This window comes from Mesorhizobium sp. M0870, from assembly GCF_040319775.1.
Classification (GTDB): domain Bacteria; phylum Pseudomonadota; class Alphaproteobacteria; order Rhizobiales; family Rhizobiaceae; genus Mesorhizobium.
Genome location: NZ_JAMYOI010000006.1, coordinates 76,336 through 101,627 on the forward strand (window position 1 = coordinate 76,336; position 25,292 = coordinate 101,627).

Sequence of the window (25,292 nt, forward strand, 5' to 3'; positions counted from 1 at the left end):
CCCCAGGAATACCGCCGAGGCGGCGCGGTTGAGGGTAATCAATGCATAGCAGCGCAGCCGGTGCAAGCCGCTACCTAGCGCCCTGCGACACGCCAGTCCGCCCGGTTCAGGCGCCGGCCTGCCAGGGCAGTGTAGCCTCATAGGCCGCCGCCGCCTTGAGTACGGCGAGGTCGCCGCGCGGCCGCCCGATCAGCTGCATGCCCATCGGCCGGCCCCGGTCGTCGAAGCCGACCGGCACGTTGACCGCCGGGCAGCCGCCTAGGGTCGCGAAGGCGGAAACCTGCATCCAGCGGTGGTAGCTGTCCATTGCGCGTCCGGCGACCTCACGGGGCCAATGCGTGCCTATGTCGAAGGGGAAGACCTGCGCCGTCGGCAGCGCAATCAGGTCATAGCGGTCGAAGAGCGACAGCAGCTTGCGATGCCAGGATGTACGGGTCACGGAGGCGGCGCGGATCTGCGGCGCCGTCAGCCGCATGGCGTTCTCCACTTCCCAGATGGCTTCCGGCTTGAGCAGCCGGCGCTTCGCGGGATCGTCATAGTGGGTTTTGAGCGCGCAGCCGCTGCTGGCCTGGCGCAGCGTCACGAAGGCCTGCCACAGCGCTTCGAAATCGAAATCCGGCAGCAGGGGCTCGGTCGCGAAGGACGCTTCCGTAAAGCGGCCAAGTGCCGCCTCGCACAGGCCGAGAATGCCTGTTTCAACCGGCAGATGACCGTGGAGGTCACCGAGCCAGGCGATGCGGCCACCAGTTGCCGGTATTCCAAGCCCTTCGAGGAACGAGCCGGGTTTCTCGTAGGACAATGGCGCGTGCGGGTGGTAACCGGCCTGCACATCGAGCAGCAGCGCCATGTCACGGACGTTGCGGCCCATCGGCCCGTCGACGCCCATCTGCGCATGGAAGACTTCGAAATCGGGTCCGCCGGGAACAAGTCCTTGCGACGGGCGGAAGCCAAAAACATTGTTCCAGGCAGCCGGGTTGCGCAGCGAGCCGCCGAAGTCGCTGCCATCGGCGACGGGCACCATGTCGAGCGCCAGGGCCACCGCCGCGCCGCCGCTCGAGCCGCCGGCGGTCAGGGCCGGATCGAAGGCGTTCAGCGTCGGCCCGAACACGGCATTGTAGGTGTTGGAGCCAAGCCCGAATTCGGGGACGTTGGTCTTTCCGATGATGATGGCGCCGGCATTGCGGATACGCTCGACGAAGAAATCGTCTTCCTGCGGCACGAAATCGGCGAAGATCGGCGAGCCGAAGGAGGTCCTGAGGCCCGTGGTCGAGGCGAGATCCTTGATGGCGATGGGCAGGCCGAAGAGCGGCCCCGCCGCTTCGGCTCGCGACGGGCTGGCATCGGCCGCATCGGCTTCGCGCAGGATATCGGCGCGATCGCGCAAGGAGACGATGGCGTTGACCAGCGGATTGACCGCCTCGATGCGGTCGAGGAATGCCGCCACCACCTCGCGCACGGAAAGCTCTCTCTCCCGGATCGCGCCGGCGAGTTCGACCGCGGACAGGCGGCAGATGTCGCCTGCCGGCGGCACGGCATGCTTCGTTTGAGGACGCAGCATTTTAACGGGTTTCCTGCAGCGCCTGATCGACGTCTTTGGCGAGCGGGATCGCCGGTTGGGCGCCAGGCTTCAGGCAGGCCAGCGAGCCGGCCGCGCCGGCGCGCGCCAGCGCCTGTTCGAGCGTGAGGCCCGACGACAGGCTGGCGGCGAAATAGCCGCAGAACGTGTCGCCGGCGCCGACCGTGTCGACAGGGGTGATCTTGCGCGCAGGAACGGCCAGGAACTCGGTCGATGTCGCCGCCAGCACGCCGTCGCCGCCGAGCGTGACGACGACGGTGCGGCCGGTCTTTCCGGCAAAGTCGCGCATGCGGGCCGCCCGGTCGCGGCCTTGCAGCGACAGCGCTTCGCCATAGAGGTCGAACTCGGTTTCGTTGGCGACGACATAGTCGGCCTTGTCGAGAAAGCCGGCTGCCTGCCCCTGGAAAGGGGCGGTGTTGAGCACGGTGATGGCGCCGGCCGCCCTTGCCTGGTCGAGGGCGGCATCGACGGTGCCCAGCGGAATCTCATTTTGCAGCAGCACGACGTCGCCTTTTTTCAGAAAGGCCTTGGAGAGATCGCCGGGCACTACGGAAGCGTTGGCGCCCGGCACCACGGCGATGATGTTCTCGCCGTCGTCGGCGACCATGATCAGTGCCGTGCCGGTCGAGGCGTGAGTCTCGGCAACGCCGGACAGGTCGACCTTGCCGTCGCGCAGCAATGCCAGTGCCTCGGCGGCGAAGCTGTCCCTGCCGACGGCGCCGACCATGCGCACCGAGGCGCCGGCGCGTGCGGCGGCCAGCGCCTGGTTGGCGCCCTTGCCCCCGGGCGCGGTGGTGAAGGCCGAGCCGCCTACCGTCTCGCCGGGGCTAGGCAAGCGGTCGACCTTGGCAATAAGGTCGAGGTTGATCGAACCGATGACGATAATCAAGCAAGGCCTCCTGGCAACGCAAATTCAAATGTCGGAGCATCCTTGTGCGTCCAAGCGAACCCAGGTCGTTCCGATTGCGCGGAAGCTAACCTGTAAGGCCGCGGCTTGCCAGACCACGCGCATGGTCCAGCCCGATTTGGGGTGTCGTGGCCTTATTCGCAGCGCAGGGTGACCGTGCCCTGATAGTTGCCGGCGGGAAAGATACCGCTCGACCTGGTGGCGGTGAGGTCGACCTGCATCGTGTGGGTGCCGTTGGCAACCCTCTGCGGCACACTTCCGTTGACATCTGCCCCCGAGCCATCGAGGCGGAAGACCGAAGCGAAGGTCACGTTGGTGCCGCCGCCGCTCGGCGCGGACGAGAATGCGGCAGGCGCCGGCGCCGAAACCGAATAGCAGTCAAGCAAATTAAGTATCGAGCACAACAGGGAGCTTGCCACCACGGTGGCGCTGGCGCTCGATCCGCCTGCCTGTTTGGAGCCCAGTATGCTGATGGCGGGATTGGCCTTCATCGTTCCGGACGCCCCGACCATGATGGTGCAGGTGCCGATGATCGCCGCCTGCACCGGAAGGCAGGAACCGGCAAGTGCTGCCATCGCAAGCAGCGCGCGACTACTGCTTCTTCTTTTTCTTGCCATCACCACTTCCGGTCCTGATGCTCCAGCCTTCGTTGGCCCACCCCGGTGACGCGGCCGTAGAAGTGCTGGCAGCCACGCTCGCCGTCTGGCCGTCGGCGCCGAGGCCCATTTTGAGGAGCTTCAGTTCCAACTGCAGGCGCTCGACCTCAAGCTCATAGAGACGGCTGCAATCGACGCGCTTCGGCGTGCGCCCGATCGGGATCACCACCCGACCATAGGTGGCAACGCTGTTGTCCGACTGGCTGTTGCCTCTGATAACGCCGAGATCGACATAAGCGCCGGAACCGGAGACGGCGGAACGGCAAGTGGTACCGTCCGCGGCATGGACCTCGTCCTGGCCCTGGGGCAAGGTGACGCCGGGCAGGTTGAAGCCGCTCTCATTCTGGTTAAGGTTGTAGACGTCCTCGGCCCCGGCCGGCGACGCACCCGCCCAAGCAGCCGCGAGCGCCAGTGTCAGGACTTGCGGCGCCCAAAAAACTTTCCGCATATCTGTGCCCTTATCTGCGTCTGTTGATTGGGAAAGGGGATGCTTTCGGTACAGATACGCACTTTACGCTCGGCAGCGCCGTCAAAAGGCACAACCACAAGGACAGAACGGGAGGCCTGGGAAGCCAGCTGGAATATATCTGGAGAGATTCTGGCATCTACCGGCTGAAAATCCTGATCGTAGACATGGATTTCGACCCGGATCTTCCGGTCGTAGGGATTGGCGGGGAAGACGCGAACCGCGAAGACGTCGGTGAAGCTGTTGATCTCGCCACGCATCGGCGACATCGACTGGGCCTTGGCGGCAATGGGCGCCAATCCGACGGCCAGTGCCGTCGCCAGGATTCGAGCATGTTTCACGACCCCCTCCTTCGCTCGCGTCATTCGCAGCGCAGCGTTACCGTTGCCTGATAATTGCCGTTGGCGAAGCGATTGCTGCCGCCCTTGGTGCCGGCGAGGTGGACCGAAACGAGGTCGGCGCCGGGGGTGGTGATGCTGCTTGCCGAGCCGGTCTCACCGATGGCATGCGCGCCGGCGGCTGAGTAGGTGGGCGTCCAGGTCGTCGACGTGCTGTCTGCCGATGGCACCGTCATGGTGGTGACCGGGTCGACACTCAGCGACACACCTCCGGTCGTCGTCAGCGTCACGGTTCCAGCCGAGCCGCCGCTGTTGTGCGAACTGAGGGACTGGAGATCGGGGCTGGCCGTCATCGTGCCGTTGGTGGCAACGACAAGTGTGCAGGTGGGCGCGATCGTACCATTGAATATGACATTCTGCGTCGTGGCCAGCGCGGCCTCGTCGATGCTGGCAACCAGCAGAGCTGCGCCGCAGACGGCGCGAAACAACGTCATCGGGACCTCCTATCAAGCCGGATCGTCCGGATTAACATGGGGTATCATCACTTTATCGTGGTTAATTTAGAGTTACCTAAAATAAAGGCTCGAAATAACAATTACAGGAACCGGAGGTTGTCCTCGGTTGCAAAGGCGAAAACCACAGTGGAAATCGCGCTTATACTTAATAACGCCGACATACCCATGGTTTTCTTCCTAATATCGAAAAAAATCGATATTACGATACCTGTCCGGCTTCCCAGCCCAGAATGGCGCGCTTGCGGGTCAGGCCCCAGTGATAGCCGGTGAGGTCGCCTGATTTACCGATGGCGCGGTGACAAGGCACCACGAAAGAGAGCGGATTGGCGCCGTTGGCCGCACCGACCGCACGGCTGGCGGACGGTGCGCCGATGCTGGCCGCAATCGAGGAATAGGTGCGGGCCTTACCCATCGGGATCTTGAGCAGCGCCTCCCAGACGCGAACCTGGAAGTCGGTGCCGATCATGACGACATGCAGCGGCTGGTCGGGGCGCCACAGCGCCGGGTCGAAGATACGGGCGGCATAGGGGCCGGTAGCAATCATGTCCTCGACATAAATGGCGTTCGGCCAGCGGCTGGACATGTCGGCGAAGGCGGCGCGTTCCTCGCCGGGGTCGCTGAAGGCGAGGCCGGCGAGTCCGCGCTCGGTGGCCATGATCAGGGCGGTGCCGAACGGCGAGGAATGGAAGCCGTAGCGGATGGTGAGCCCGGCGCCGCGTGTCTTGTAGTCGCCCGGCGACATCGCCTCATGCGTGACGAACAGGTCATGCAGCCGGCCCGGGCCGGACATGCCCAATTCGAACGAGGTCTCGAGCAGCGGCATGCCGGAATCGAGCAGCCTGCGCGCATGGTCCAGTGTCACCGCCTGCAGGAAGGCCTTGGGCGACAGGCCGGCCCAGCGGGTGAAGAGTTTTTGCAAGCCGGTTGGCGTCTCGCCGACCTCCTCGGCCAGTTCTTCAAGGGAAGGCTGATCACGATAGTCGAGACTGATCTTCTCGATGGCACGGCGCACGATTTCGTAGTCGCTGCCTTCAGGCGTGATGTCCTTTTTGAGGACCGCGGTGTGTGTGCTCATGGAACTGTCTCCTTGAGCCGGAATATCGCCCCTCGGGGCGTCGATCGCCACCCGAAACTTGCCTTCTTGCGGCGCATACCCAGATAGGCACGGGATTCGAGCCCTGGAGTCGCTCGTGGCTGGCTCAGCGTGCCTTGGCTGTCGCCAGCGCTCGCGAAAAGGCCGTGGCAAAACTCTCGCGGGAATCGGGGTCCAGAAACGATCCGATCGGCACGTTCCGGCCTTCGCCTTCCACCATCATCCCTGTGATGCCGATCTCGGCGTGACGGGCCACCGAAAACCGCGCCCAGAACGGATTGAAGCGATGGTCTTCCGATTTCCCCGAGGGGGCTGTCTTGCGGATGTCGAGGCTGGTGCGCGAGACCGAGACTTCTTCGCGGGCACGAGCGGCACGATAGTTGATGCGAAAGGCGATGTAGACGGCGGCCACGTCGAGGCCGAAGAAGCCGAACACCGGCCAGGCGCCGCGCGACAGGAAAAACGCGCCTGTCACAAGCCAGCCGAACAGCAGCGCGCCCATCAGGACGAAGAATCCTGTCCGGCCCAGAGACCGGTGCGGGGTGAGTAGCGCCTGAAAGAATGGCTCGTCGGCCTGAAACGAGGCGTTTGTGTCGGTCATGAGGGAATATTATAGGAGGGAAATGGCAAGCCCCAAGTCCAAAGATTCTTCCCTTTCCAAAAAAGAGCTGTTGCCCGCACGACACGGCGGGTCGAACGCCAAGCCCCGTCCGCGGCCTGTGCGCCCCACTTCGCGCTACAGCCCGGCCGAAGTGCACGAGATATTCCGGCGCTTTTCCGTCCAGCGGCCCGAGCCGAAGGGCGAGCTCGAACATGTCAACGCCTTCACGCTGCTGGTCGCGGTGGTGCTGTCGGCGCAAGCGACGGATGCCGGCGTCAACAAGGCGACGCGGGCGCTGTTCAAGGCCGCCGATACGCCGCACAAGATGCTGGCGCTGGGGGAGGCAAGGGTCGGCGAATATATCCGCACCATCGGGCTGTGGCGCAACAAGGCGAAGAATGTGATTGCGCTGTCGCAGGCGCTGATCCGCGACCATGGCGGCGAGGTACCCGACAGTCGCGATGAATTGGTCAAGCTGCCCGGGGTCGGGCGCAAGACCGCCAATGTCGTGCTCAACATGGCCTTCGGCCAGCACACGATGGCGGTCGACACGCACATTCTCCGCATCGGCAACCGGCTCGGATTGGCGCCCGGCAAGACGCCGGAACAGGTCGAGCAAGGATTGTTGAAGATCATTCCGGACGAATATATGCGCCATGCACATCACTGGCTGATCCTGCATGGCCGCTACGTCTGCAAGGCGCGCAAGCCGGATTGCCCGGCCTGCGTCATCGCCGACATCTGCAAGGCCGAGGTCAAGACGACCGATGCGCCAGCACCGCTGGTGCCGATCGCACCGCTCGATCCTGTCGAAGAGATCCAGGACCGAAGCGGAACGACGACGTAGTTCAACTCTCCTCCACAAACACCTCTTCGCGCTTTTTCTTGACCGCCGGCAGGAAGACGATGACGAGCACGGCGAGCGCGATGAGCAGCAGGCCGGCGCTGATCGGTCTCGTCACGAAGGTGCTTGGGTCGCCGCGCGAGAGGATCATGGCGCGGCGCAGGTTTTCCTCGAGCAGCGGGCCGAGCACGAAGCCGAGCAGCAGCGGTGCCGGTTCGCAGCGCAGCTTGGTCAGGAGGTAGCCGAGGAAGCCGAAGAAGGCGACGGCGTAGAGGTCGTAGACGTTGCTGTTGACGCTGTAGACGCCGATCGAGCAGAACGCCATGATGATCGGGAAAAGCACGTAGTAGGGGATCGTCAGCAGCTTCACCCAAAGCCCGATCAGCGGCAGGTTGAGGATGATCAGCATCAGATTGCCGATCCACATCGAGGCGATGATGCCCCAGAACAGCGCCGGCTGTTCGGTCGCGACATTGGGGCCGGGCACGATGCCCTGGATGATCATGGCGCCGATCATCAGCGCCATGACCGGGTTGGCTGGAATGCCGAGCGTCAGCATCGGGATGAAGGAGGTCTGCGCACCGGCATTGTTGGCCGATTCCGGTCCGGCGACGCCTTCGATGGCGCCCTTGCCGAACTCCTGCGGGTTTTTCGAGACGCGTTTTTCGACCGTGTAGGACGCAAAAGCTGCCAGGATCGCGCCGCCTCCCGGCAGGATGCCGAGCGCCGAACCGATGATTGTTCCGCGCACGATGGGCGCTGCCATGCGCCGAAAGTCCTCGCGGGTCGGCATAAGGCCGGTGACCTTGCGGATCATCACGGAACGCTCATCCTCGTTTTCGAGGTTGCGCAGGATCTCGGCGACGCCAAAGACGCCGACCGCCACCGCAACGAAATTCAATCCGTCGGCATATTCCCGGATTCCAAGCGTGAAGCGCGGCGTGCCGGTGTAGATGTCGGTGCCGACAATGCCGAGCAGCAGGCCGAGCACGACCATGGCCAGCGCCTTGACGATAGAGCCGTGGGCGAGCGCGACGGACGAAACCAAGCCGACGATCATCAGCGAAAAATACTCGGCCGCGCCGAATTTCAGCGCGATCGCCGTCAGCGGCGGGGCAAAGATGGCGACGAGGAACGTCGACACCGTGCCGGCAAAGAACGAGCCGATGGCCGCGATCGCGAGGGCCGCTCCGGCGCGGCCGTTCCTGGCCATCTGGTAGCCGTCGATCGCGGTGACGGCGGACGAGGATTCGCCCGGCATGTTGATGAGAATGGCGGTGGTCGAGCCGCCATATTGGGCACCGTAATAGATGCCGGCGAGCATGATGAGGGAGGAAACCGGGTCGCCGATCTGGAAGGTGATCGGCAAAAGCATGGCGATGGTCGCGGTGGCGCCGATGCCGGGCAGGACGCCGATCAGCGTGCCGAGAAGGACGCCGATCAGGCAGAAACCGAGGTTGGTCAGCGACGTCGCCGTCGAAAAACCGAGCGCGAGGTTGTCGAGCAGATCCATGCTCATCGCCTCACGACACCAACCATGGGGCCAGCCACGGGCCGAAGCGGCGGAACGGCAGGCCGAGCGCGTAGCTGAAGACGAGGTACGCAAACAATGTCAGGCCGGCCGACAGCACGAGCGCGGTCAACGGCTTCATGCGGCGGCTGGCAAACGACGCGATCAACGCCGTCAGGAAGATCGACGGGATGAAGCCGAGGCCGCGCACCGTCAGGCCGAAGAAGATCGGAGCAGGCAGGATGAGCAGCATGCCGCGCCACGCAATATACCCGATTGCTTCGCCCCCGACGCGTACGGCCTGGACGAGAATGACGGCGCCAAGCAGGATCAGCACGATCGCCAGGACCAGCGGAAAATAGCCTGGACCCATGCGCAAGGCGGTGCCGATTTCGAGGCCGAGCGATTGCAGCGCGAACCATGCGCCGAAACCGATGAACAGGGCGGCGCACAGGCCGTTGGCCCTGTCGATCGCGAAAGGTTTCATGATGGTTCTCCCAAGCCCGCAGTGGCTAGCGGATGCCGAGCGAACAGGGGCGCGCTGGTGGCGCCCCTGTTCAAACCTCAGTCGGCGTACTGGCCGGCGGCTTCGATGATCGGCTTCCAGCGCGCGATCTCGCTTTCCAGCTTGGCCTTCAGTGCGGCGGGCGTCGCATCGGCCTCGGGCGACGGCTTGGTGCCGAGTTCGGCGAAGCGGGCCGCGACGTTCTGGTCCTTCAGCGCGACCTGCAGCGATTTCGACAGGCGTTCGGTGATCCCGGCCGGCGTGCCCTTGGGTGCATAGAGACCGTGCCAGATGCCGACCTGAACTTCGGGAAGGCCGCCTTCCACCGTCGTCGGCACGTCTTTCAGCACATCGAGGCGCTCCGGCGAGGTGACGGCATAGGCCTTGATGGTGCCGCCCTGGATCTGCTTGGTGGTGTTGGTCGTCTGGTCGCACATGATGTCGACCTGGCCGCCGAGGAGATCGGTCATGGCCGGGCCGGTGCCCTTGTAGGGTACGGTGACCAGCGGCGTCTTGATGGCGCTCATGAACAGCATGCCGCACAGATGCGAGGCCGCACCGATGCCGGCATTGGCGACGGTTATGGAATCCTTGTTGGCCTTGGCGTACTCCACCAACCCCTTGAGATCGGTCGGCTCCAGGTCCTTGCGGCCGACGATGGTCATCGGCACCTCGGTGACGAGGCCGACATATTCGAAGGCGTTCAGCGTGTCGTAGGCGAGCTTTCTGTACAGTGTCGCACTTGTCGCCATGCCGATATGATGGAGCAGCAGCGTATAGCCGTCAGGCTCGGCGTTGGCGACGCGGCCGGCACCCAGCGTGCCGCCGGCACCGCCGACATTTTCGACGATGACCTGCTGGCCGAGATCCTTCGACATCGCTTCGGCGACGAGGCGCGTGACCGTGTCGGTCGGGCCGCCGGCCGCAAACGGCACCACAACGGTGATGGTGCGTTCGGGATAGGTCTGCGCGCCGGCAGTGAACCCATAAAGCGTGACGGCCGCGGCAGCAGCCAGAGTGGCGACAAATCTTCTCATCGTGATCTCCTCCCAGTGTATCAATCTCCAACCGCTGCGCGGGGTCCCTCTCAGCACCGCCTGCGGATGAAGCAACAACTAGCGCAAGCTAGCAGATTGCAACCGGAGGCAAACGGCAAACTGCTGATCAGCCCTATCCTAGTAGCCGTAGCCGCGCGCCATCGCCGCCGCGAAGACCGGGATGAGCAGGAAGATGAAAGCTTCGGCTCGGATGTAGGTCTTCACGGACGCAAGCTCGGCCGCCGGCACCTGGAACGAGGCATTGCCGCTCGCCTGCCTGTTCCAGGATATGAAGCGGACGGTTGGGATGATCGACAGCAGGCCGACAGCGCCGAACGCCGCTATCTTGGCCCAGAACACCCAGTTGTAGACGTAGAATTCCCAGCCCTTGAGGCCATAGAAGACGCGGCCGATGCCGACGACGATGATCAGCGCGGCGATGACGCCGTAATGGCGGTCGGTGCCGGCGAGCCTCTTGAGTGTCGCAACGCCCAGGTCGCCGCGGATCAGGGCGAATTCGGCGCCGATGATTCCCGCCAGCGAAAACACCAGCAGATGATGGAAGGTCGCAAGCACAAGATCGGTGGTATCCATGCTCTTTCCCTGGGTTTGACGGCGCCAATGCGCGCCTGAAAAAAGTCGCGCTGGCAGGGTGTTGAATCAGCCTGCCGTGAAAAATAACACCGTCTCACAAAATTCCCATAGCGGCGCCTGGATGATGGGCCGTGTTGCCCTGGCCCCTTGCGCCGCACCGGCGATTTGCTAAGCGCTGGCGATCCGTGCGAGGCAGATCCCATGAACAATCCACAAGCGACCAGCGCCCCTGTCATCGAAACGAAGCGCACCATCCTGCGGGCACACCGGCTGGACGATTTCGACGCGTATGCCGCGATGTGGACCGATCCCGTCGTCACCCGCTTCATCGGCGGCAAGCCGCGCACGCGCGAAGAGAGTTGGATGCGCTTCCTGCGTCACGCCGGCCTGTGGTCGTTGCTCGGCTATGGCTTCTGGGCGATCGAGGAGAAGGCGACCGGGCGCTTCATCGGCGAGGCCGGGTTTCACGATCTGAAGCGCGACATGGAACCATCGATCGAAGGCATTCCCGAGGCCGGGTGGGCGCTGGTTCCGGCCGTGCACGGGGCGGGCTTCGCCACCGAGGTGGTTGCCCGCGTCCTGGCGTGGGGCGAAGTGATTTTCGGGCGCGAGAAGACCGTCTGCATCATCGATCCGGAAAACGGCGCTTCGCTGAGGGTGGCTGCCAAGTGCGGTTACCGGGAAGTGGTGAAGACCACCTATCATGACACTCCGACAATCCTGCTGGCGCGGTGACCTGAGCGGCGAGGCTGCCTGCTGCCGGCGCCGGCATGATGGCGCCTGTCGCCAGCAATGATGACGAGGCGGGCCCCGCCAAGAACCGCCGTGTGGTTCTGGTCAAATTGATCGAAGCGAGCCTTCCAACCGGGACGCATTCTACGGCATGGCGTCCGCTGCCAGGCTTGCCCGCTCCAGCATGGAGGCGTCCTCGCCGAAGGCGCGGGTGGCGCGGGCCGCCGCCTCGAGCAGCGGACGCTTCATGCGCTGCAGAAATGCCGCGTCGACGCGCGTGCTGGGCCCAGCCAGGGTCAAGGCGCCGAGCAGGACGCCTCCCGGGCCGAACACCGGCGCCGACACGCCCGCCGTCTCGGGATCGCGGTCGCCGACGGCGAGGCAGTTGCAGGTCTTGCGGATGGTCTCGTAGGGGTCGCCCTGCTGGCCCGAAAACGCTGCGAGCACGCGGCCGCCCGAGCCGAGCAGCAAAGGCAATACGTCGCCTTCGCGTATCGTGTAGCGGATCGGGTGCTTGGATTCGACGCGGTAGAGACAGGTGCGGACATCGCCCGAGCGAACATAGAAGGCAACGCTCTCCCAGCTTCGCTCGGAAAGATCGCGCATGATCGGCAGCAGGACATCGACCGCCACGACCGAACGCTGGTAGAGCGCACCGAGCCGAAAGGTCGCGGGCCCGACGCGGTAGCGCCCATTGTCGAGGCGCTCGAGCAATCGTCCGCGCAAAAGGGAATTCGCAAGCCGCAGGATGGTGCTCTTGTAGAGGCCGGTGCGCGCCGCGATTTCGGCCAGGCTGAGCGACCGGTCATCCGTGGTGAAGGTATCGAGGATGGCAATGGCCCGATCAAGCGCGGCAACACCGTCCGCCGAGGTGCGATCTATTTCCCCATTTGCCGATTTGCTTGGCGAGTCCATGGCGGTTCCAGGCTGAAGAAAGCCGAGCGACGCGACTCTGTCGCGCCGCCAACTCGTTCTGTCCAGTAGAATATCGTTTCCGTTGACAGAACTCCGTAACATCTGCTTGAAATCGATGACGGGTCTGGATGCAGGCGCGTTTTGGCGGGCACCGGAGGAGGTGTCGTGATTTGGAGGAATCCCCATGCTGAACAGACGCAGATTTTTGATGAGCACCGCAGCCGTGGGTGCCGGGCTGATGACGTCGCATCTTTCTCCCGCTGTCGCCGAAGGCGCGCCCCAGATACAGCTCTTCGTGCCTGCCGCACCGGGTGGTGGCTGGGACCAGACTGCGCGCACGATCGACCAGGTGCTGCGCAGTGAAAAGCTCATCTCGGGTTCGCAGATCACCAATGTCGGCGGCGCCGGCGGCACTGTCGGGCTGCCGCAATTCATCAGCCAGTGGAACGGCAAAGGCAATTCCCTGATGGTTGCCGGCATGGTCATGGTTGGCGCCATCATTGCCAACAAGGCCGCGAACAATCTGACGCAAGTCACCCCGATCGCCCGCCTCACCGGCGAGTTCGAGGCCTTGGTCGTGCCGGCGGAGTCGCCGTTCAAGACGGCCGCTGATTTCGTCGCCGCGCTCAAGGCCGATCCGACAAAAGTTCCCGTCGCCGGCGGCTCCGCCGGCGGTTCGGATCACATCCTGTTCGGCTTGATTGCCAAGACGGTCGGCGTGCCGGCGACAAACCTGTCCTACGTGCCGTTCGCCGGCGGCGGTGAGGCATTGTCGGCGCTGCTCGGCAACCAGGTCGCGGCCGGCATCTCCGGCTTTGGCGAGTTCTCCGAGCAGGTCAAGGCGGGCGCGCTGCGGCTGCTCGCCATCTCGGCAGACAAGCGCCAGGACGGCATCGATGCGCCGACGCTGAAGGAGGCCGGCATCGATGTCGAGCTGTTCAACTGGCGCGGCGTCTTCGCACCGCCGGGCATTTCCGACGCCGACAAGGCGGCGATGGTCACAATGATCGAGACCATGGCCAAGAGCGATGCATGGGCAACCGAGTGCAAAAACCGCAACTGGACGCCCATCCTTTTGACTGGCGACGACTACGCAAAATTCCTCACCGAGGACACGGCCCGCATCACCGCGATCCTCAAGGATCTCGGCCTCGCCTGATGTCTTCAGGGGGCGGTTAGAGTGCCGCCCCCTTCCCATCTCGCCTGCCGCATGGACATATGATGCGGCGAAACTGCGGATGCGGTCGGCTGGAGGATGCCGGCCACCTTGGGAGGACACCGATGAGCACCAGCGACCCTCAGGCGGCGGCGCCGCGCCTTGCCATGCCCGAATTGTTGATCGGCGTCGGGCTTCTCGCCTGCGCCGGGGCCGTAGCCTGGCAGACCTTGGCGATCCCGGTGTCGCCGCTCTATTCCAAGGTCGGGCCGACCGTCTTTCCCTATATCACCATGACCGGCATGATCGTGCTTTCGCTGCTGCTCATCCTCGCAGCGCTGCGCGGCGGCTGGCAGCCGGAGGAAGAAAAGGAAACGCCGACCGACTGGAAGGCGATGGGCATCGTCGTTATCGGGCTGGTGGCAAACCTGGTGCTGATCCAGCCGCTCGGCTTTACCGCCGCCTCGGTCATTATGTTCGTTCTGGTCTGCTACGGCTTCGGCAGCAAGCGCACACTGCGTGACGCAGTGCTCGGCCTGATCCTGGCGCTGGCCGCCTATTTCGGCTTCGCCAGGGCGCTTGGCGTCAACATCGGTGCCGGTTTCATCGAGAACCAGCTGAACACGGTCATCGATGCGTTCATCACCGTGTTGAGGGGCTGACGCCATGGAAACGCTCGGACATCTCGCACATGGCTTCTCGGTCGCCTTCACCCCGGTCAACCTTCTGTGGTGCCTGCTTGGCACCACGCTTGGCACCGCCATCGGCGTGCTGCCCGGTCTTGGGCCGGCGCTGACCATCGCGCTGCTTTTGCCGATCACCTATCAGGTGGCGCCGGAGGCATCCTTCATCCTGTTCGCCGGCATCTACTACGGCGCCATGTACGGCGGTTCGACGACGTCGATCCTGCTCAACACGCCCGGCGAAAGCGCCACCATCGTCACTGCGTTGGAAGGCAACAGGATGGCGCGTTCCGGCCGTGGCGGTGCGGCGCTCGCCACGTCGGCGATCGGCTCGTTCGTCGCTGGCACGATCGGCACGATGGGCGTTGCCTTCCTGGCGCCGGTGGTGGTCAAATTCGCGCTGGCCTTCGGTCCGGCCGAATATTTCTCGCTGATGGTGCTGGCCTTCATCACCGTTTCGGCGGTGCTCGGCTCGTCGTCGGTGCGCGGCCTGACCAGCCTGTTCGCCGGCTTCGTCATCGGCATGATCGGCGTCGACCTGCAGACCGGCCAGCCGCGCTTCACCTTCGGCACGAACGAACTGCTCGATGGCGTCGATGTCATCATTGCCGCGGTCGGCCTGTTTGCCGTCGGCGAGACGCTCTACATGGCCTCGCGCCGCTATGCAGGCAAGGACGAGATCGTGCCGCTGAAGGGCTCGCTCTACATGACGGCGGCCGAATGGGGGCGTTCGTGGAAGCCGTGGCTGCGCGGCGCTGCTATCGGCTTCCCGATCGGCGCCATGCCGGCCGGCGGCGCCGAGATCCCGACATTCCTGTCCTACGCCATCGAAAAGAAGCTGTCGAAGCACAAGGAGGAGTTCGGCACGGTCGGCGCCATCGAAGGCGTCGCCGGCCCGGAAGCCGCCAACAATGCGTCTGCAGCCGGCGTGCTGGTGCCGATGCTGACGCTCGGCCTGCCAACGTCGGCGACGGCGGCGATCATGCTGTCGGCCTTCCAGAGCTACGGCATCAATCCCGGACCGCTGCTACTCACGACCCAGGGCGATCTCGTCTGGGGGCTGATCGCCAGCCTGTTCATCGCCAACGTCATCCTGGTCATCCTCAACCTGCCGTTGATCGGGCTGTGGGTGCGGTTGCTGAAAATCCCGGCGCCGCAGCTTTATGCCGGCATCCTGGTGTTCGCGACGGTCGGCACCTATGGTATTTCGCAGTCGCCCATCGACCTCGTCATCCTCTATCTGCTGGGAGCGGCCGGTTTCCTGATGCGGCGGTTCGATTTCCCGACCGCGCCTGTCATTATCGGCATGATCCTTGGGCCGCTCGCCGAAACCCAGTTCCGCCGGGCGATGACCATCTCGAATGGCGACTGGTCGGTGTTCTACACCCACAAGCTGTCGCTGACGCTGCTGACGCTCGCCTTCATCGGCCTCGCCGGCCCGCATATCTGGGCCTTCATCGAGCATCGGCGTCGGCGCGGACCGGAGCATGTGCCCGGCGATGCCTGATCGATCCATGATGCCATGACAGAACTGCTTTCCGGTATCCGCGTCCTTGACCTGACCAATGTGCTGGCCGGTCCCTACTGCGCCTATCAGCTGGCGCTGCTTGGCGCCGATGTGATCAAGGTCGAGGCGCCGCAAGGCGGCGACCTGGCCCGCCAGCTCGGCGGCTCGCCAAAGCTGAACAGCGCCGGCATGGGCGCATCGTTCCTGGCGCAGAACGCCGGCAAACGGTCGGTGGTGCTCGACCTCAAGAAGCAAGCCGATCGCGAGCGCTTTTTCGATCTGGTGGCCAGCGCCGATGCCCTGGTGGAGAATTTCCGCCCGGGCGTGATGGATCGGCTGGGGCTTGGCTACGAGGCGCTGAAGACGGTGCGTCCAGGCCTCGTCTATTGCGCGATATCGGGTTTCGGCCAGACCGGGCCGATGCGCGACAATCCCGCCTATGACCAGATAATCCAGGGCCTGTCGGGGATCATGAGTATCACCGGCACACCGGAAACGGCGCCGCTGCGGGTCGGCTATCCCGTGGCCGACACGCTTGGCGGACTGGTCGGCGCGTTCGCCATCGCCTCGGCGCTGGTGCGGCAGAAGACGAGCGGCGAGGGTGCCTTTCTCGACGTCTCGATGCTCGAATGCACACTTTCCGCGCTTGGCTGGCCGGTTTCCAACTATCTGACCGCAGGCATCGACCCCAAGCCGATGGGCAATGAGAACATGACGGCGGCACCCTCCGGTGCGTTTCGCACCGGCGACGGGCTCATCAATATCGCCGCCAACAAGCAGGAACAGTTCGTGACGCTGTGCCGGCTGATCGGCCGGCCGGAACTGGCCCTGGATGCCCGCTTTGCCGAGCGCGAGACGCGCAAGCGCAACCGTACGGCGCTTAAAGTCGAGATCGAGCACGCCCTGGCGAGCGCCCCGGCCGCGGCCTGGGAAGAGACGCTCAATCGTGCCGGCGTGCCCGCCGGCAGGGTGCTGACGATCCCGCAAGTGCTCGCCGAGCCGCAAGTCCTCGAACGCCAGGTGACCGCGAATTTCGACGATGTGGCTGGTATGGACAAACCGCTGACCGTTCTGCGCGGCGGCTTCATGGTCGATGGCGAGGCGCCCTTGCCGACAAAGCCGCCGCCGGCGCTCGGCGAACATATGGGCGAGGTGTTCGCCGACCTGCCACCGCGCGTCAAGACAAAGGCAAGCGCATGAGCGGCACGGAGAAGAAGACAGGCCGTGAGCGCGGCGAGGAATGGTGGCAGACCGACATCATCGAGATGCGGCCTGGTGTCATCCGGCTGCGCGGCTACGAGATCCAGGATCTGATCGGCCGCGTCAGCTTCCCGGCTGTCATCTGGCTGATGCTGCGCGGCGAACTGCCCAGCGAGGATCAGGCCGCGCTGCTCGGCATTGCGCTCGGTGCCGCCGTCGACCACGGACCGCAGGCGCCATCGATCGCCATCGCGCGCATGGCTGCAACCTGCGGCGTCGGTATCAACAGCGCCATGGCCTCGGCCATCAACGTTCTCGGCGACGTGCATGGAGGCGCCGGCGAGCAGGCGCTTTCCTTCTATGGTGACATTGCCGTGGCGATCGATGCCGGGATGACGCTGAATGAGGCGGTCTCGGCGCGGCTCGACCGGTTCTTCGCCGAGGAGAAAGGCTATGTGCCGGGGCTCGGACATCGCTTCCATCCCGTCGACCCGCGCGCGCCGCGCTTGCTGGAACTGATCCGCGAATTCGCCGCACGCGGTGCCGTCAATGGACGTTTCGCCGACATCGCTGCTGCGATCGAGGCTGACGTCGAACGCCGCAAGGGGAAAAAAATACCGCTCAACATCGATGGCGCCACCGCCGTCATCTATGGCGAACTCGGTTTTCCGCCGCCGCTGACGCGAGGGCTTTTCGTGCTGTCGCGCTCGGTCGGCATCCTGGCGCATGCTTGGGAGCAGTCGCAGCAGGCCGAGCGAAACAAAGGGCCGCTGCCGCGCGAGTGGCTGTGGGCCTATACCGGCACGCCGGTGCGGCCGTTTCCCGAAAGCGATGACCCCGGCGAGTGAGGCTTTACGCCTTGTCCACCTGCATAGGCTGGGGAAGCTTCAGCGTCTTCACCAACGTTGAAAGATCCGGCTCGTCGATGAGCATGGCCGCATCGGCTGGTGCCAGCCAGGCCCGCTGGCGTCGTTTGGCTTCCTGCCAATCGGCCAGTTCCTCCGTTACCTCGAGCAGATAGACGATGACGTCGACGCGGACAAAGCGATTGGCCAGCCGCTTCCAGTAGGAATAGGTGCCTGCCGGCTGCTTCAGCGTCTTGCCGAGTACGCCGGCTTCCTCCTGCGCCTCGATGGTGGCCGCCTTGCGCCCGCTCTTGCCCTTCATCGGCCAGCCCTTGGGTACGATGAAGCGCCTGGTGGTGCGCGACGTAACCAGCATGACCTCGATGTCGCCGCGCGCGATCAGCCGAAAGGGAACAGCCGCCACCTGGCGGATTCTTTCGCCCTTTTTTGCCTTGCGTACGGCTTTCTTCTTGGTGGCTGCCATTCGTCAATCCAGTCGATGCAATGCCGCATAGCGCGACAAGGCGTCGTTGCAAAACCAAAACTTTCGCATGTGCCGCCAAAACTTTCGCATATGCCGAAAGACACTCGAAATACCTAAGTCGGCTAAATAAATGAAAAAGGCCTTGTTGTCAGCGGCAATTGCTCACGGCGGTGGTGCCGATTATCTGGGTCTGGCAGCTTGGCTTGAGCTGCTGCACGACCGGGGGCGGTTGCTGAACGATCTGGCGGTCCTGGGCGCGGTACTGCCGCTGTTGCTGCTGATATTGCTGCCGCTGTATCCTGTTTTGCAGGATTTGCAGGTCGTTCTGCCGGATCAGCGCATTGTTGCCGGTAGCGGAATTGAGCGCTTGTGCGGAAGCCGGCAGGCAAACGCCCGCCAGCACTGCCGTGGCCAGCATTGCCACTGTGAAGATCGTTGATGGCCGAAGTGCCGACATTCGCTCATTCCCGCGCAAAAAACTCTGCCCACTGATATAGGACGTTTGCGCGGCGATGCCATGGCCAGCGGGTCGAGCGACCAAATCTGCTTGTCACCCCCGAAGGTCGCTTCGCGGCGGCGGAGAATCTGCCTGGCAACCCCGCATTGCACTTGACGGAGGCCGTCGATTCGCCGCTCTATCGGGTCGGCGCCGGCCTTGAGCTGAATGGCGTCAATGGCGTCGGCATGTCCGTCAGGTATAATGGCGCCTTCGGCGAAACGGTTAAACAGAACGCGATCAGCGCGTCTCTCAAGGTCAGTTTCTAGCTGGCCCGAGGCGGAGCCGGGCGGGAGGGATCTTGATGAGGAAGTACGCGCATTTCGTGGCGATGCTGGGTGTTGCCTGCACCGTCGGCGTGGCGGCCGTGGCGGCACAAACCAAGAGCGACAGGGCGGTCGCGGCACCCGCTGCCGCGGATGCGCCGCAGTTGCCCGGCGGCGCGTCGGCACTGTCTGAAACCCACGGCGACTGGACGGTCAATTGCCAGATATCGGGCACGGCCAAGACCTGCAGCCTGTCGCATCAGCAATTCAACAAGCAAAGCAATCAGCGGCTGCTGGCGATAGAGCTGTCGAGCAAGACCGGCGAGGATGCCACGGGCACGCTTGCGTTGCCGTTCGGCCTGGCGCTGGCCAAGGGGGTCAGCCTGACCATCGAGGATCAGAAGCTGGACGGCAGCCTGGCGTTCAACACCTGCCAGGTCGTCGGCTGTCTGGTGCCGGTGGTGTTCGATGCGACTGTCACGCCACTGCTGAAATCAGGCACCACACTGAAGATCGACGCTTTCGCGGCAGACACCGGACAAGCGGTGAGCTTTTCCATTCCGCTCAACGGCTTCGCCGGCGCGCTTGCCCGGACCGCCGAGCTTTTGACCAATTGATGTAGAGCCGCAGGACTTAAAGCGCGCCGCCTGAATGCCGTCTCGCGGCAGGGCGGTGCGTCACTGCAGCAGAACGTCTTTCAGCTCAAACGACGATCGTTTTAAGCCTTTCGGCGATCAGGGCGGCGAGCCGCGCCGCCACATCATCCTTGCTCATCTCCGGCCATTCCTCGACGCCAGCCTTTGACACGATCCGCACCCGGTTGCGATCGCCGCCCATCACGCCCGAAGAACCGACGCCGCTTCCCTGCGACACGTCGTTGGCGACGATGAGATCGGCGCCTTTTTTCTTGAGTTTGGCCTCGGCGTTGCGCAGGAGATCCTGCGTCTCGGCGGCGAAGCCGATAACCAGGCCGGGTCGCTGGCTGTGATGGCCGACGCCGGCGAGAATGTCGGGATTCTCGACCATGCGCAGCACCGGCGGCCCTTCGCCGGCGACCTTCTTGATCTTCTCACCGGCTGAATTCTCGGTTCGCCAGTCGGCCACGGCGGCGACGAACACCGCCGCGTCTGCGGGCAGGAGCTGTTCCACCGCGTCCCGCATCTCTTGCGCACGTTCGACATGGATGGTCTTCACGCCAGCCGGATCGGCAATGCCGACAGGGCCGGAGACGAGGTGCACATCGGCGCCGAGCCTGGCCAGCGCTGCCGCTATGGCATGGCCCTGCTTGCCGGACGAACGGTTGGCGATGTAGCGCACCGGGTCGATCGGCTCATGCGTCGGGCCGGAGGTGACGATGATCTTGCGCCCCGACAGCGACTTCGGGCCGACGTCGAGCAGTGCCTCGATGGCGGCGACGATCTCCAGCGGCTCGGCCATGCGGCCTTCGCCGGCTTCATTGCTTTCGGCCATCTCACCCCTGGCCGGACCGACGAAGGTGACGCGGTCCTTCTGCAGCGTCGCGCGATTGCGGCGGGTGGCCGGATGCGCCCACATTCTGGTGTTCATGGCCGGCGCCATCAACACCGGCTTGTCCGTGGCGATGAGCACCGTGGAGGCCAGATCGTTGGCGTGGCCGTTTGCGAGCTTGGCCATCAGGTCGGCGGTGGCGGGCGCCACCACCAGCAGATCGGCCTCGCGCGACAGCCTGATGTGGCCGACATCGTGCTCGTCCTGGCGGTCGAACAGTTCGGTAAAGACATGGTCGGCGGAGAGCGCGCCGGCCGACAGCGTGGTGATGAATTCCTGTGCCGCCGATGTCATGATCACCCGCACCGCCGCACCACGCTCGCGCAGCCGGCGGATCAGATCGAGCGCCTTGTAGGCGGCGATGCCGCCGCCAATGATGAGCAGGATGCGCTTGCCGGAGAGGCTCATGCCTGAGACCAGTTCCTGTCCAGTGTCATGCCGGCTTCAGCGCCGGTTCGATATCGGTATGGATGAAATCATTACCCTTGAAAAGCAGCGGCAGGTTTCGCGTCTTGGCCAAGGCGTAAGCGAAACAGTCGCCCATGTTGAGATCAGCACGATGATGAGATCCACGGCCATAGAGAGAGTAGGCAAGCCGTGCGACTTCAAGCTGCGCTAAATCAAAAGGAACTACCGTCAACTCGAGAAGATCGATTAGCAGTTTGAGTTCGTTGACGTTAACGCCATCACTCGACCGGCTCGCGACACAATGCGCCTCCAGCAGCGTCGCTGCGCTTACCAGTGCAACAGATGAGGTACCGAAAACGTCGACGAATGCAGCGGCATCCGGCTCCGCGCCAAGGATTGCGATCAACGCCGAGGTATCGACCGCGACTGTCACAGAAGTCCCTCGTCCCACATATGGTCAGTAATCGCTTTGAGATCAAAAGGGCGTTCCAGCTTCCGCCCGAGCGCCAAGATTTCGTCACGGGAAGCCTTCAGTCGCCACGCCCCATTCTCAAGCCTGGTTTTTGGGATTGCCGCCTCACGCAAGGCATCCCGCACTTCCTGCTCCATCGAAACGCCGCGCGCGGCGGCGCGCTCGCGGAGCACCTGCTTCACGTTGTCGTCAAGGTTGCGGACTGTTATCGTGCTCATGGTCTTGCTCCATGCCGCTTAATATAGGCAACAAGCAGCGTGCATGCAATGACAGCATTGCTGTCATTGCATGCACTCAGATGATCTTCCAGGCGATATAGACGAGCGTCAGCGCGATGACCCACAGTGCCCAGCGGCCGGAGCGGCTGTAGCGCGCCTCGGCCTTGCCAATGGCGTGGGCGGTGGTTTCGTCGAAGCGCAGGCCGTGCTCCGCCATCAGGTCGATCTCGCGCGACAGCCGGTCGGTGCGCGCCGCAAGCTCGGGAATCTGGCGGGCCAGCGTGAGCAGCGCCCTGGCGCCGTCACGCGCATCGATCATCATGCCACGCGGCCCAAGATTGCCTGATATCCAGTCGCCGACCACCGGCTCGGCCGTCTTCCACATGTTGAAGGCCGGGTCGAGCGTGCGCGCCACGCCCTCGACCACCACCATGGTCTTCTGCAACAGGATCAATTCGGGCCGCGTCGCCATGTCGAAGAGTTCGGTGACCTCGAACAGCAGCGTCAGAAGCTTGGCCATCGAGATGGTCTCGGCCGGCTGGCCATGGATCGGCTCGCCGATGGCCCGGATCGCCTGCGCGAAGGCTGCAACATTGTGCTGGCGCGGCACATAGCCGGCCTCGAAATGGACCTCGGCGACACGCAGATAGTCGCGCGTGATGAAGCCATAGAGAATTTCGGCGAGGAAGCGGCGCTCCTTCTTGCCGAGCCTGCCGGCAATGCCGAGATCGACGGCAACGATGGTGCCGTTTGCCTCGACGAACAAATTGCCCGGATGCATGTCGGCATGGAAGAACCCGTCGCGCAGCGTGTGGCGCAGGAACGACTGGATGAGGTTTGCTGCGATCGCCTTCAGTTCATGGCCGGCGGCCTCCAGGCCGGCAATGTCGTTCATCTTGACACCGTCGACCCATTCCATGGTCAAGACGTCGCGGCCGGTGCGCTCCCAGTCGACGGACGGCACGCGAAAGCCGGAGTCATCCCTGGTGCTTTCGCCGAGCTCCGAGAGAGCCGCCGCCTCGAGGCGAAGATCCATCTCGATCTTGGTGGTCTGTGCCAGCGTCTGGGTGACCTCGACCGGCCGCAGCCGGCGTGACGAGGGGATGTATTTCTCTTGCAGGCGAGCGGCGAGGAAATAGCTTTCGAGATCCTGGAAGAAACGGCGGCGCACGCCGGGCCGGATCACCTTGACCGCCACCTTGGTGGCAATGCCGTCATGGAGAGCGTCGGCGGCATGGACCTGGGCGATGGAGGCGGCGGCGACCGGGTCGCCGAATTGCGTATAGAGATCGCCGACCTTGCGCCCGAGCGAAGCCTCGACCGCCGCGATGGCCTCGGCCCTGGGGAAGGTGTGCATCTTGTCCTGCAACGTGGCGAGATCGAGCGCCATGTCGTTGCCGACGACGTCGGGCCGTGTCGCCAGGAACTGGCCGAGCTTTACATAAGATGGACCGAGTCGGACGACCGCCTTGGCCAGCCGGTCGCTGCGCTCATAGGCCAGCGCGCGGCGGCGGGTGAACAGCCGCGCCATCCGCCAGCCGAACTTCGGCAGGCCGGACAGCTCCTCACCCGGCAAGGCGGCGACGACACCCTCGCGGACCAGCACCCAGCCGGCCCTTACGAGCCGGAATCCTGCACTGACATTGCTCATGGCAGCGCCAATCCTGCCGGCTCTTTGAACCGGCATAGCACGCGTCGATTATGAGAAATGCGGTCCGGCCTCAAAGCTTCCAGCCCGAATGAAGTGCTGCAATACCGCCGGAATAGTTGCGGAAGGAAACGCGGTCGAAGCCGGCGCGGGAAATCATCGTCGCGAAATTCTGCTGATTGGGAAACCTGGCGATCGATTCGACCAGATAGGAATAGGGTTCGCCGTCGCCAGTGACCATCTTGCCGATCTTGGGAATGGCGTTGAACGACCAGGCTTCATAGGCCTTGTCGAGCAGCGGCATCTCGACCTCGGAAAATTCCAGGCACAGGAAGCGCCCACCGGGCTTCAGCACGCGAAACGCTTCGCCCAAGGCCACCTCGATGCGCGGTACGTTGCGGATGCCGAAAGCGATGGTGTAGGCATCGAATGTGGCATCAGGGAAGGGCAGTTCCTCGGCATTGGCCTCGACGAAATCGGTGTTGCCGGACAGGCCCTTCTTTTCGGCCCGGTCGCGGCCGACAGCCAGCATCGAGCCATTGATGTCGAGCACGGTGGCATGAGCATTGCCGTGGCTGGCATCGACGATGCGGAAGGCGATGTCGCCGGTGCCGCCGGCAACGTCCAGCACGCGCCAGCCGATCCTTTTGGGAGGATTGAGCCAGGTGACCATGGCGTCCTTCCACAGCCGGTGCAGGCCGGCCGACATCAGATCGTTCATCAGGTCGTAGCGGTTGGCGACCTTGTGGAAAACATCGTTGACCAGGGACTGCTTGTCGCCAGCCCCTACACGCTTGAAACCATAGGAGGTTTCCATGCCGCCCGCGGCCGTGGTTCTCTCAACTGACATTTTTTTGATCCGTCATAAAACCGGCGGGACCATAGCCGATCGATGGTGCGGGCGCTATTGTTTAAGGCGCGGTGTTCAGCCGCGCTTCCAGGTGGCGGGTTTTCGAGACCTGGACGGACCGACGGGATGATTGAATGCCTTTGAAAGCGGAACTGCACTGCCACATCGAAGGGGCAGCGGCGCCCGAACTCGTCGTCCGCCAGGCGCAGAAATACGGCAAGGACACCTCGCCCTATATCCAGAACGGTTCCTTCGTCTGGCACGATTTCACCTCCTTCCTGGCGGCTTATGATTTTTCCGCCGATCTGTTCCGGACCGAGGAGGACTATGCGCGGCTGGCCGACCATTATCTGACCAGTCTCGCTCGCGATGGCGCCATCTATTCCGAAGTGTTCACCTCGCCGGACCACGCGAAAAAGGCCGGGCTGTCGCCGAAAGCCTATACCGATGCGCTCGGCGAAGGCATGGCCCGCGCCAAGGCCAAGACCGGCATCGAGGGCCGCATGATCGTTACCGGCGTGCGCCATGTCGGCGTCGAGTCGATCGAGCAGGCGGCGCGCTTCGCGGCGCGCTGCGGGCATCCGCTGGTCACCGGTTTCGGCGTTGCCGGCGATGAGCGCATCGGCGATATGGAGGACTATGTCAGGGCTTTCGAGATCGCCCGCGAAGCCGGGCTCGGCATCACCATCCATGCCGGCGAACTGACGGGCTGGGAGACCGTCCAGGCGGCGCTCGATCATATCCGTCCGTCCCGCATCGGCCATGGCGTGCGCGCCATCGAGAACCTGGACCTCGTCAGGCGCATCGCCGACGAGGGCGTCGTGCTGGAATGCTGCCCCGGTTCCAACATCGCGCTCAAGGTGTTCGACAGTTTTGCCGACCATCCGTTTCCGTCCCTGCAGGCGGCAGGCTGCAAGGTGACGCTCAATTCCGATGATCCGCCCTATTTCTGGACCTCGCTGAAGCGCGAATACGACATTGCCGCCGAGCATTTCTCGATGAACGAAAAGGCGCTGGCCGCCGTTACCCGTACAGCCATCGAAGCCGCTTTCGTCGACAGAAAGACAAAGACGGCACTTCTTGCCCGGTTGAGCAGCGCGGCACGCTGATTTCCGCCGACAAAGCTGTGGTCGGTGCGGGCCAAGCGGTTCCTTGGCCGGCGCATTGCCGCTAGGGTTCGCCCAGGCAGCTTGAAGCGCGGCGCGTCCGAAAGGGCCATGCGCGCATTTTCGGGCGCAGGCAT

At 64.0% G+C, this 25,292-nt stretch carries 30 protein-coding genes; 10 read left to right on the plus strand and 20 right to left on the minus strand.

The window, feature by feature from the left end:
• Positions 1-106: 106 nt before the first annotated feature.
• The 8 genes from NKH97_RS09465 to NKH97_RS09500 form a co-directional block, all read right to left on the minus strand.
• Positions 107-1,558, minus strand: coding sequence for an amidase (locus NKH97_RS09465; RefSeq protein WP_352796310.1), 1,452 nt, complete (start codon positions 1,556-1,558; stop codon positions 107-109).
• Between the two features lies 1 nt (position 1,559).
• A complete protein-coding gene (locus NKH97_RS09470) occupies positions 1,560-2,465 on the minus strand; it encodes a ribokinase (RefSeq protein ID WP_352610189.1) in 906 nt (301 codons plus the stop codon).
• Between the two features lie 152 nt (positions 2,466-2,617).
• On the minus strand, positions 2,618-3,100 hold the full coding sequence (locus tag NKH97_RS09475; RefSeq protein ID WP_023812543.1) for a hypothetical protein: 483 nt from the start codon (positions 3,098-3,100) through the stop codon (positions 2,618-2,620).
• Positions 3,075-3,587 (minus strand): hypothetical protein, encoded by a 513-nt coding sequence (locus NKH97_RS09480; RefSeq protein ID WP_023812544.1) that lies wholly within the window; start codon positions 3,585-3,587, stop codon positions 3,075-3,077. Before NKH97_RS09480 ends, NKH97_RS09475 begins: the two co-directional genes overlap by 26 nt.
• A complete protein-coding gene (locus NKH97_RS09485) occupies positions 3,554-3,946 on the minus strand; it encodes a hypothetical protein (RefSeq protein ID WP_023812545.1) in 393 nt (130 codons plus the stop codon). The genes NKH97_RS09480 and NKH97_RS09485 overlap by 34 nt, the downstream gene beginning before the upstream one ends.
• 20 nt (positions 3,947-3,966) lie before the next feature.
• A complete protein-coding gene (locus NKH97_RS09490; RefSeq protein ID WP_023812546.1) occupies positions 3,967-4,437 on the minus strand; it encodes a hypothetical protein in 471 nt (156 codons plus the stop codon).
• Between the two features lie 220 nt (positions 4,438-4,657).
• Positions 4,658-5,533, minus strand: coding sequence for a methylated-DNA--[protein]-cysteine S-methyltransferase (locus NKH97_RS09495; RefSeq protein ID WP_352796313.1), 876 nt, complete (start codon positions 5,531-5,533; stop codon positions 4,658-4,660).
• Between the two features lie 124 nt (positions 5,534-5,657).
• Entirely contained in the window at positions 5,658-6,152 is a 495-nt protein-coding gene (locus tag NKH97_RS09500; protein ID WP_352796316.1) for a DUF2244 domain-containing protein, read from the minus strand.
• Between the two features lie 22 nt (positions 6,153-6,174).
• Between NKH97_RS09500 and nth the strand changes: the two genes are divergently transcribed.
• Positions 6,175-6,999, plus strand: coding sequence for an endonuclease III (gene nth, locus NKH97_RS09505; RefSeq protein WP_352796319.1), 825 nt, complete (start codon positions 6,175-6,177; stop codon positions 6,997-6,999).
• 1 nt (position 7,000) lies between these two features.
• Here nth and NKH97_RS09510 read toward each other — a convergent pair whose 3' ends face one another.
• The 4 genes from NKH97_RS09510 to NKH97_RS09525 all read right to left on the minus strand — a co-directional run bounded on the left by NKH97_RS09510 (position 7,001) and on the right by NKH97_RS09525 (position 10,642).
• A complete protein-coding gene (locus NKH97_RS09510; protein WP_023812550.1) occupies positions 7,001-8,509 on the minus strand; it encodes a tripartite tricarboxylate transporter permease in 1,509 nt (502 codons plus the stop codon).
• Between the two features lie 10 nt (positions 8,510-8,519).
• On the minus strand, positions 8,520-8,993 hold the full coding sequence (locus tag NKH97_RS09515) for a tripartite tricarboxylate transporter TctB family protein (protein ID WP_352774395.1): 474 nt from the start codon (positions 8,991-8,993) through the stop codon (positions 8,520-8,522).
• 77 nt (positions 8,994-9,070) lie between these two features.
• Positions 9,071-10,048 carry a tripartite tricarboxylate transporter substrate-binding protein gene (locus NKH97_RS09520; protein WP_352440873.1) on the minus strand — a complete coding sequence of 326 codons (978 nt, stop codon included), beginning with the start codon at positions 10,046-10,048 and terminating at the stop codon, positions 9,071-9,073.
• A gap of 138 nt (positions 10,049-10,186) precedes the next feature.
• Positions 10,187-10,642 carry a DUF2214 family protein gene (locus NKH97_RS09525; protein WP_352796323.1) on the minus strand — a complete coding sequence of 152 codons (456 nt, stop codon included), beginning with the start codon at positions 10,640-10,642 and terminating at the stop codon, positions 10,187-10,189.
• A gap of 201 nt (positions 10,643-10,843) precedes the next feature.
• On the opposite strand from NKH97_RS09525, the gene NKH97_RS09530 reads away from it, so the two are divergent.
• Positions 10,844-11,377, plus strand: coding sequence for a GNAT family N-acetyltransferase (locus NKH97_RS09530; RefSeq protein WP_352440876.1), 534 nt, complete (start codon positions 10,844-10,846; stop codon positions 11,375-11,377).
• Between the two features lie 141 nt (positions 11,378-11,518).
• Here the strand turns inward: NKH97_RS09530 and NKH97_RS09535 are convergent, their stop codons facing one another.
• Positions 11,519-12,289 (minus strand): IclR family transcriptional regulator, encoded by a 771-nt coding sequence (locus NKH97_RS09535; protein WP_352796326.1) that lies wholly within the window; start codon positions 12,287-12,289, stop codon positions 11,519-11,521.
• Between the two features lie 184 nt (positions 12,290-12,473).
• Between NKH97_RS09535 and NKH97_RS09540 the strand changes: the two genes are divergently transcribed.
• The 5 genes from NKH97_RS09540 (at position 12,474) to NKH97_RS09560 (ending at position 17,683) form a co-directional block, all read left to right on the plus strand.
• Positions 12,474-13,448: a Bug family tripartite tricarboxylate transporter substrate binding protein gene (locus tag NKH97_RS09540; RefSeq protein WP_352796329.1), complete on the plus strand. Its 975-nt coding sequence runs from the start codon at positions 12,474-12,476 to the stop codon at positions 13,446-13,448.
• A 122-nt stretch (positions 13,449-13,570) separates the two neighbouring features.
• Positions 13,571-14,107, plus strand: coding sequence for a tripartite tricarboxylate transporter TctB family protein (locus NKH97_RS09545; RefSeq protein WP_023812557.1), 537 nt, complete (start codon positions 13,571-13,573; stop codon positions 14,105-14,107).
• 4 nt (positions 14,108-14,111) lie between these two features.
• Positions 14,112-15,635 carry a tripartite tricarboxylate transporter permease gene (locus NKH97_RS09550; protein ID WP_023812558.1) on the plus strand — a complete coding sequence of 508 codons (1,524 nt, stop codon included), beginning with the start codon at positions 14,112-14,114 and terminating at the stop codon, positions 15,633-15,635.
• 15 nt (positions 15,636-15,650) lie between these two features.
• Positions 15,651-16,835 carry a CaiB/BaiF CoA transferase family protein gene (locus tag NKH97_RS09555; RefSeq protein WP_352796334.1) on the plus strand — a complete coding sequence of 395 codons (1,185 nt, stop codon included), beginning with the start codon at positions 15,651-15,653 and terminating at the stop codon, positions 16,833-16,835.
• The gene (locus NKH97_RS09560; RefSeq protein ID WP_352554945.1) at positions 16,832-17,683 is read left to right on the plus strand and encodes a citryl-CoA lyase; all 852 of its coding nucleotides are present in this window, start codon (positions 16,832-16,834) and stop codon (positions 17,681-17,683) included. Before NKH97_RS09555 ends, NKH97_RS09560 begins: the two co-directional genes overlap by 4 nt.
• Positions 17,684-17,687: 4 nt before the next feature.
• On the opposite strand, the gene NKH97_RS09565 is transcribed toward NKH97_RS09560, so the two are convergent.
• Complete coding sequence (locus NKH97_RS09565) at positions 17,688-18,164, minus strand: NUDIX hydrolase (RefSeq protein WP_023812561.1); 477 nt, start codon at positions 18,162-18,164, stop codon at positions 17,688-17,690.
• Between the two features lie 148 nt (positions 18,165-18,312).
• Positions 18,313-18,621 carry a hypothetical protein gene (locus tag NKH97_RS09570; protein WP_023812562.1) on the minus strand — a complete coding sequence of 103 codons (309 nt, stop codon included), beginning with the start codon at positions 18,619-18,621 and terminating at the stop codon, positions 18,313-18,315.
• 152 nt (positions 18,622-18,773) lie between these two features.
• Between NKH97_RS09570 and NKH97_RS09575 the strand changes: the two genes are divergently transcribed.
• Together NKH97_RS09575 and NKH97_RS09580 are read left to right on the plus strand one after the other, a co-directional pair.
• The gene (locus NKH97_RS09575; RefSeq protein ID WP_164892878.1) at positions 18,774-18,929 is read left to right on the plus strand and encodes a hypothetical protein; all 156 of its coding nucleotides are present in this window, start codon (positions 18,774-18,776) and stop codon (positions 18,927-18,929) included.
• 35 nt (positions 18,930-18,964) lie between these two features.
• On the plus strand, positions 18,965-19,543 hold the full coding sequence (locus tag NKH97_RS09580; protein WP_352796339.1) for an invasion associated locus B family protein: 579 nt from the start codon (positions 18,965-18,967) through the stop codon (positions 19,541-19,543).
• An 85-nt stretch (positions 19,544-19,628) separates the two neighbouring features.
• Here NKH97_RS09580 and coaBC read toward each other — a convergent pair whose 3' ends face one another.
• The 5 genes from coaBC to ubiE all read right to left on the minus strand — a co-directional run bounded on the left by coaBC (position 19,629) and on the right by ubiE (position 24,049).
• On the minus strand, positions 19,629-20,861 hold the full coding sequence (coaBC, locus tag NKH97_RS09585; RefSeq protein WP_128303195.1) for a bifunctional phosphopantothenoylcysteine decarboxylase/phosphopantothenate--cysteine ligase CoaBC: 1,233 nt from the start codon (positions 20,859-20,861) through the stop codon (positions 19,629-19,631).
• A 25-nt stretch (positions 20,862-20,886) separates the two neighbouring features.
• Positions 20,887-21,294, minus strand: a complete 408-nt coding sequence (locus tag NKH97_RS09590) for a type II toxin-antitoxin system VapC family toxin (protein WP_127290735.1) — start codon at positions 21,292-21,294, stop codon at positions 20,887-20,889.
• The gene (locus tag NKH97_RS09595) at positions 21,291-21,551 is read right to left on the minus strand and encodes a FitA-like ribbon-helix-helix domain-containing protein (RefSeq protein ID WP_023812567.1); all 261 of its coding nucleotides are present in this window, start codon (positions 21,549-21,551) and stop codon (positions 21,291-21,293) included. Before NKH97_RS09595 ends, NKH97_RS09590 begins: the two co-directional genes overlap by 4 nt.
• A 76-nt stretch (positions 21,552-21,627) precedes the next feature.
• Positions 21,628-23,202, minus strand: a complete 1,575-nt coding sequence (gene ubiB, locus NKH97_RS09600) for a 2-polyprenylphenol 6-hydroxylase (protein WP_128303194.1) — start codon at positions 23,200-23,202, stop codon at positions 21,628-21,630.
• A gap of 70 nt (positions 23,203-23,272) precedes the next feature.
• Entirely contained in the window at positions 23,273-24,049 is a 777-nt protein-coding gene (gene ubiE / locus NKH97_RS09605) for a bifunctional demethylmenaquinone methyltransferase/2-methoxy-6-polyprenyl-1,4-benzoquinol methylase UbiE (RefSeq protein ID WP_127328341.1), read from the minus strand.
• Between the two features lie 134 nt (positions 24,050-24,183).
• Between ubiE and NKH97_RS09610 the strand changes: the two genes are divergently transcribed.
• Positions 24,184-25,158, plus strand: coding sequence for an adenosine deaminase (locus NKH97_RS09610; protein ID WP_128303193.1), 975 nt, complete (start codon positions 24,184-24,186; stop codon positions 25,156-25,158).
• Positions 25,159-25,292 lie beyond the last annotated feature (134 nt).

What these genes read in the sequence shown, in the direction of transcription:
- NKH97_RS09465 (WP_352796310.1), bottom strand. Translation starts at nt 1,558, where the DNA reads ATGCTGCGTCCTCAAACGAAGCATGCCGTGCCGCCGGCAGGCGACATC.
- NKH97_RS09475 (WP_023812543.1), bottom strand. Translation starts at nt 3,100, where the DNA reads ATGGCAAGAAAAAGAAGAAGCAGTAGTCGCGCGCTGCTTGCGATGGCA.
- NKH97_RS09480 (WP_023812544.1), bottom strand. Translation starts at nt 3,587, where the DNA reads ATGCGGAAAGTTTTTTGGGCGCCGCAAGTCCTGACACTGGCGCTCGCG.
- NKH97_RS09490 (WP_023812546.1), bottom strand. Translation starts at nt 4,437, where the DNA reads ATGACGTTGTTTCGCGCCGTCTGCGGCGCAGCTCTGCTGGTTGCCAGC.
- NKH97_RS09495 (WP_352796313.1), bottom strand. Translation starts at nt 5,533, where the DNA reads ATGAGCACACACACCGCGGTCCTCAAAAAGGACATCACGCCTGAAGGC.
- NKH97_RS09500 (WP_352796316.1), bottom strand. Translation starts at nt 6,152, where the DNA reads ATGACCGACACAAACGCCTCGTTTCAGGCCGACGAGCCATTCTTTCAG.
- nth (WP_352796319.1), top strand. Translation starts at nt 6,175, where the DNA reads ATGGCAAGCCCCAAGTCCAAAGATTCTTCCCTTTCCAAAAAAGAGCTG.
- NKH97_RS09510 (WP_023812550.1), bottom strand. Translation starts at nt 8,509, where the DNA reads ATGGATCTGCTCGACAACCTCGCGCTCGGTTTTTCGACGGCGACGTCG.
- NKH97_RS09515 (WP_352774395.1), bottom strand. Translation starts at nt 8,993, where the DNA reads ATGAAACCTTTCGCGATCGACAGGGCCAACGGCCTGTGCGCCGCCCTG.
- NKH97_RS09520 (WP_352440873.1), bottom strand. Translation starts at nt 10,048, where the DNA reads ATGAGAAGATTTGTCGCCACTCTGGCTGCTGCCGCGGCCGTCACGCTT.
- NKH97_RS09525 (WP_352796323.1), bottom strand. Translation starts at nt 10,642, where the DNA reads ATGGATACCACCGATCTTGTGCTTGCGACCTTCCATCATCTGCTGGTG.
- NKH97_RS09530 (WP_352440876.1), top strand. Translation starts at nt 10,844, where the DNA reads ATGAACAATCCACAAGCGACCAGCGCCCCTGTCATCGAAACGAAGCGC.
- NKH97_RS09535 (WP_352796326.1), bottom strand. Translation starts at nt 12,289, where the DNA reads ATGGACTCGCCAAGCAAATCGGCAAATGGGGAAATAGATCGCACCTCG.
- NKH97_RS09540 (WP_352796329.1), top strand. Translation starts at nt 12,474, where the DNA reads ATGCTGAACAGACGCAGATTTTTGATGAGCACCGCAGCCGTGGGTGCC.
- NKH97_RS09545 (WP_023812557.1), top strand. Translation starts at nt 13,571, where the DNA reads ATGAGCACCAGCGACCCTCAGGCGGCGGCGCCGCGCCTTGCCATGCCC.
- NKH97_RS09550 (WP_023812558.1), top strand. Translation starts at nt 14,112, where the DNA reads ATGGAAACGCTCGGACATCTCGCACATGGCTTCTCGGTCGCCTTCACC.
- NKH97_RS09555 (WP_352796334.1), top strand. Translation starts at nt 15,651, where the DNA reads ATGACAGAACTGCTTTCCGGTATCCGCGTCCTTGACCTGACCAATGTG.
- NKH97_RS09560 (WP_352554945.1), top strand. Translation starts at nt 16,832, where the DNA reads ATGAGCGGCACGGAGAAGAAGACAGGCCGTGAGCGCGGCGAGGAATGG.
- NKH97_RS09565 (WP_023812561.1), bottom strand. Translation starts at nt 18,164, where the DNA reads ATGGCAGCCACCAAGAAGAAAGCCGTACGCAAGGCAAAAAAGGGCGAA.
- NKH97_RS09570 (WP_023812562.1), bottom strand. Translation starts at nt 18,621, where the DNA reads ATGTCGGCACTTCGGCCATCAACGATCTTCACAGTGGCAATGCTGGCC.
- NKH97_RS09580 (WP_352796339.1), top strand. Translation starts at nt 18,965, where the DNA reads ATGAGGAAGTACGCGCATTTCGTGGCGATGCTGGGTGTTGCCTGCACC.
- coaBC (WP_128303195.1), bottom strand. Translation starts at nt 20,861, where the DNA reads ATGAGCCTCTCCGGCAAGCGCATCCTGCTCATCATTGGCGGCGGCATC.
- NKH97_RS09595 (WP_023812567.1), bottom strand. Translation starts at nt 21,551, where the DNA reads ATGAGCACGATAACAGTCCGCAACCTTGACGACAACGTGAAGCAGGTG.
- ubiB (WP_128303194.1), bottom strand. Translation starts at nt 23,202, where the DNA reads ATGAGCAATGTCAGTGCAGGATTCCGGCTCGTAAGGGCCGGCTGGGTG.
- ubiE (WP_127328341.1), bottom strand. Translation starts at nt 24,049, where the DNA reads ATGTCAGTTGAGAGAACCACGGCCGCGGGCGGCATGGAAACCTCCTAT.
- NKH97_RS09610 (WP_128303193.1), top strand. Translation starts at nt 24,184, where the DNA reads ATGCCTTTGAAAGCGGAACTGCACTGCCACATCGAAGGGGCAGCGGCG.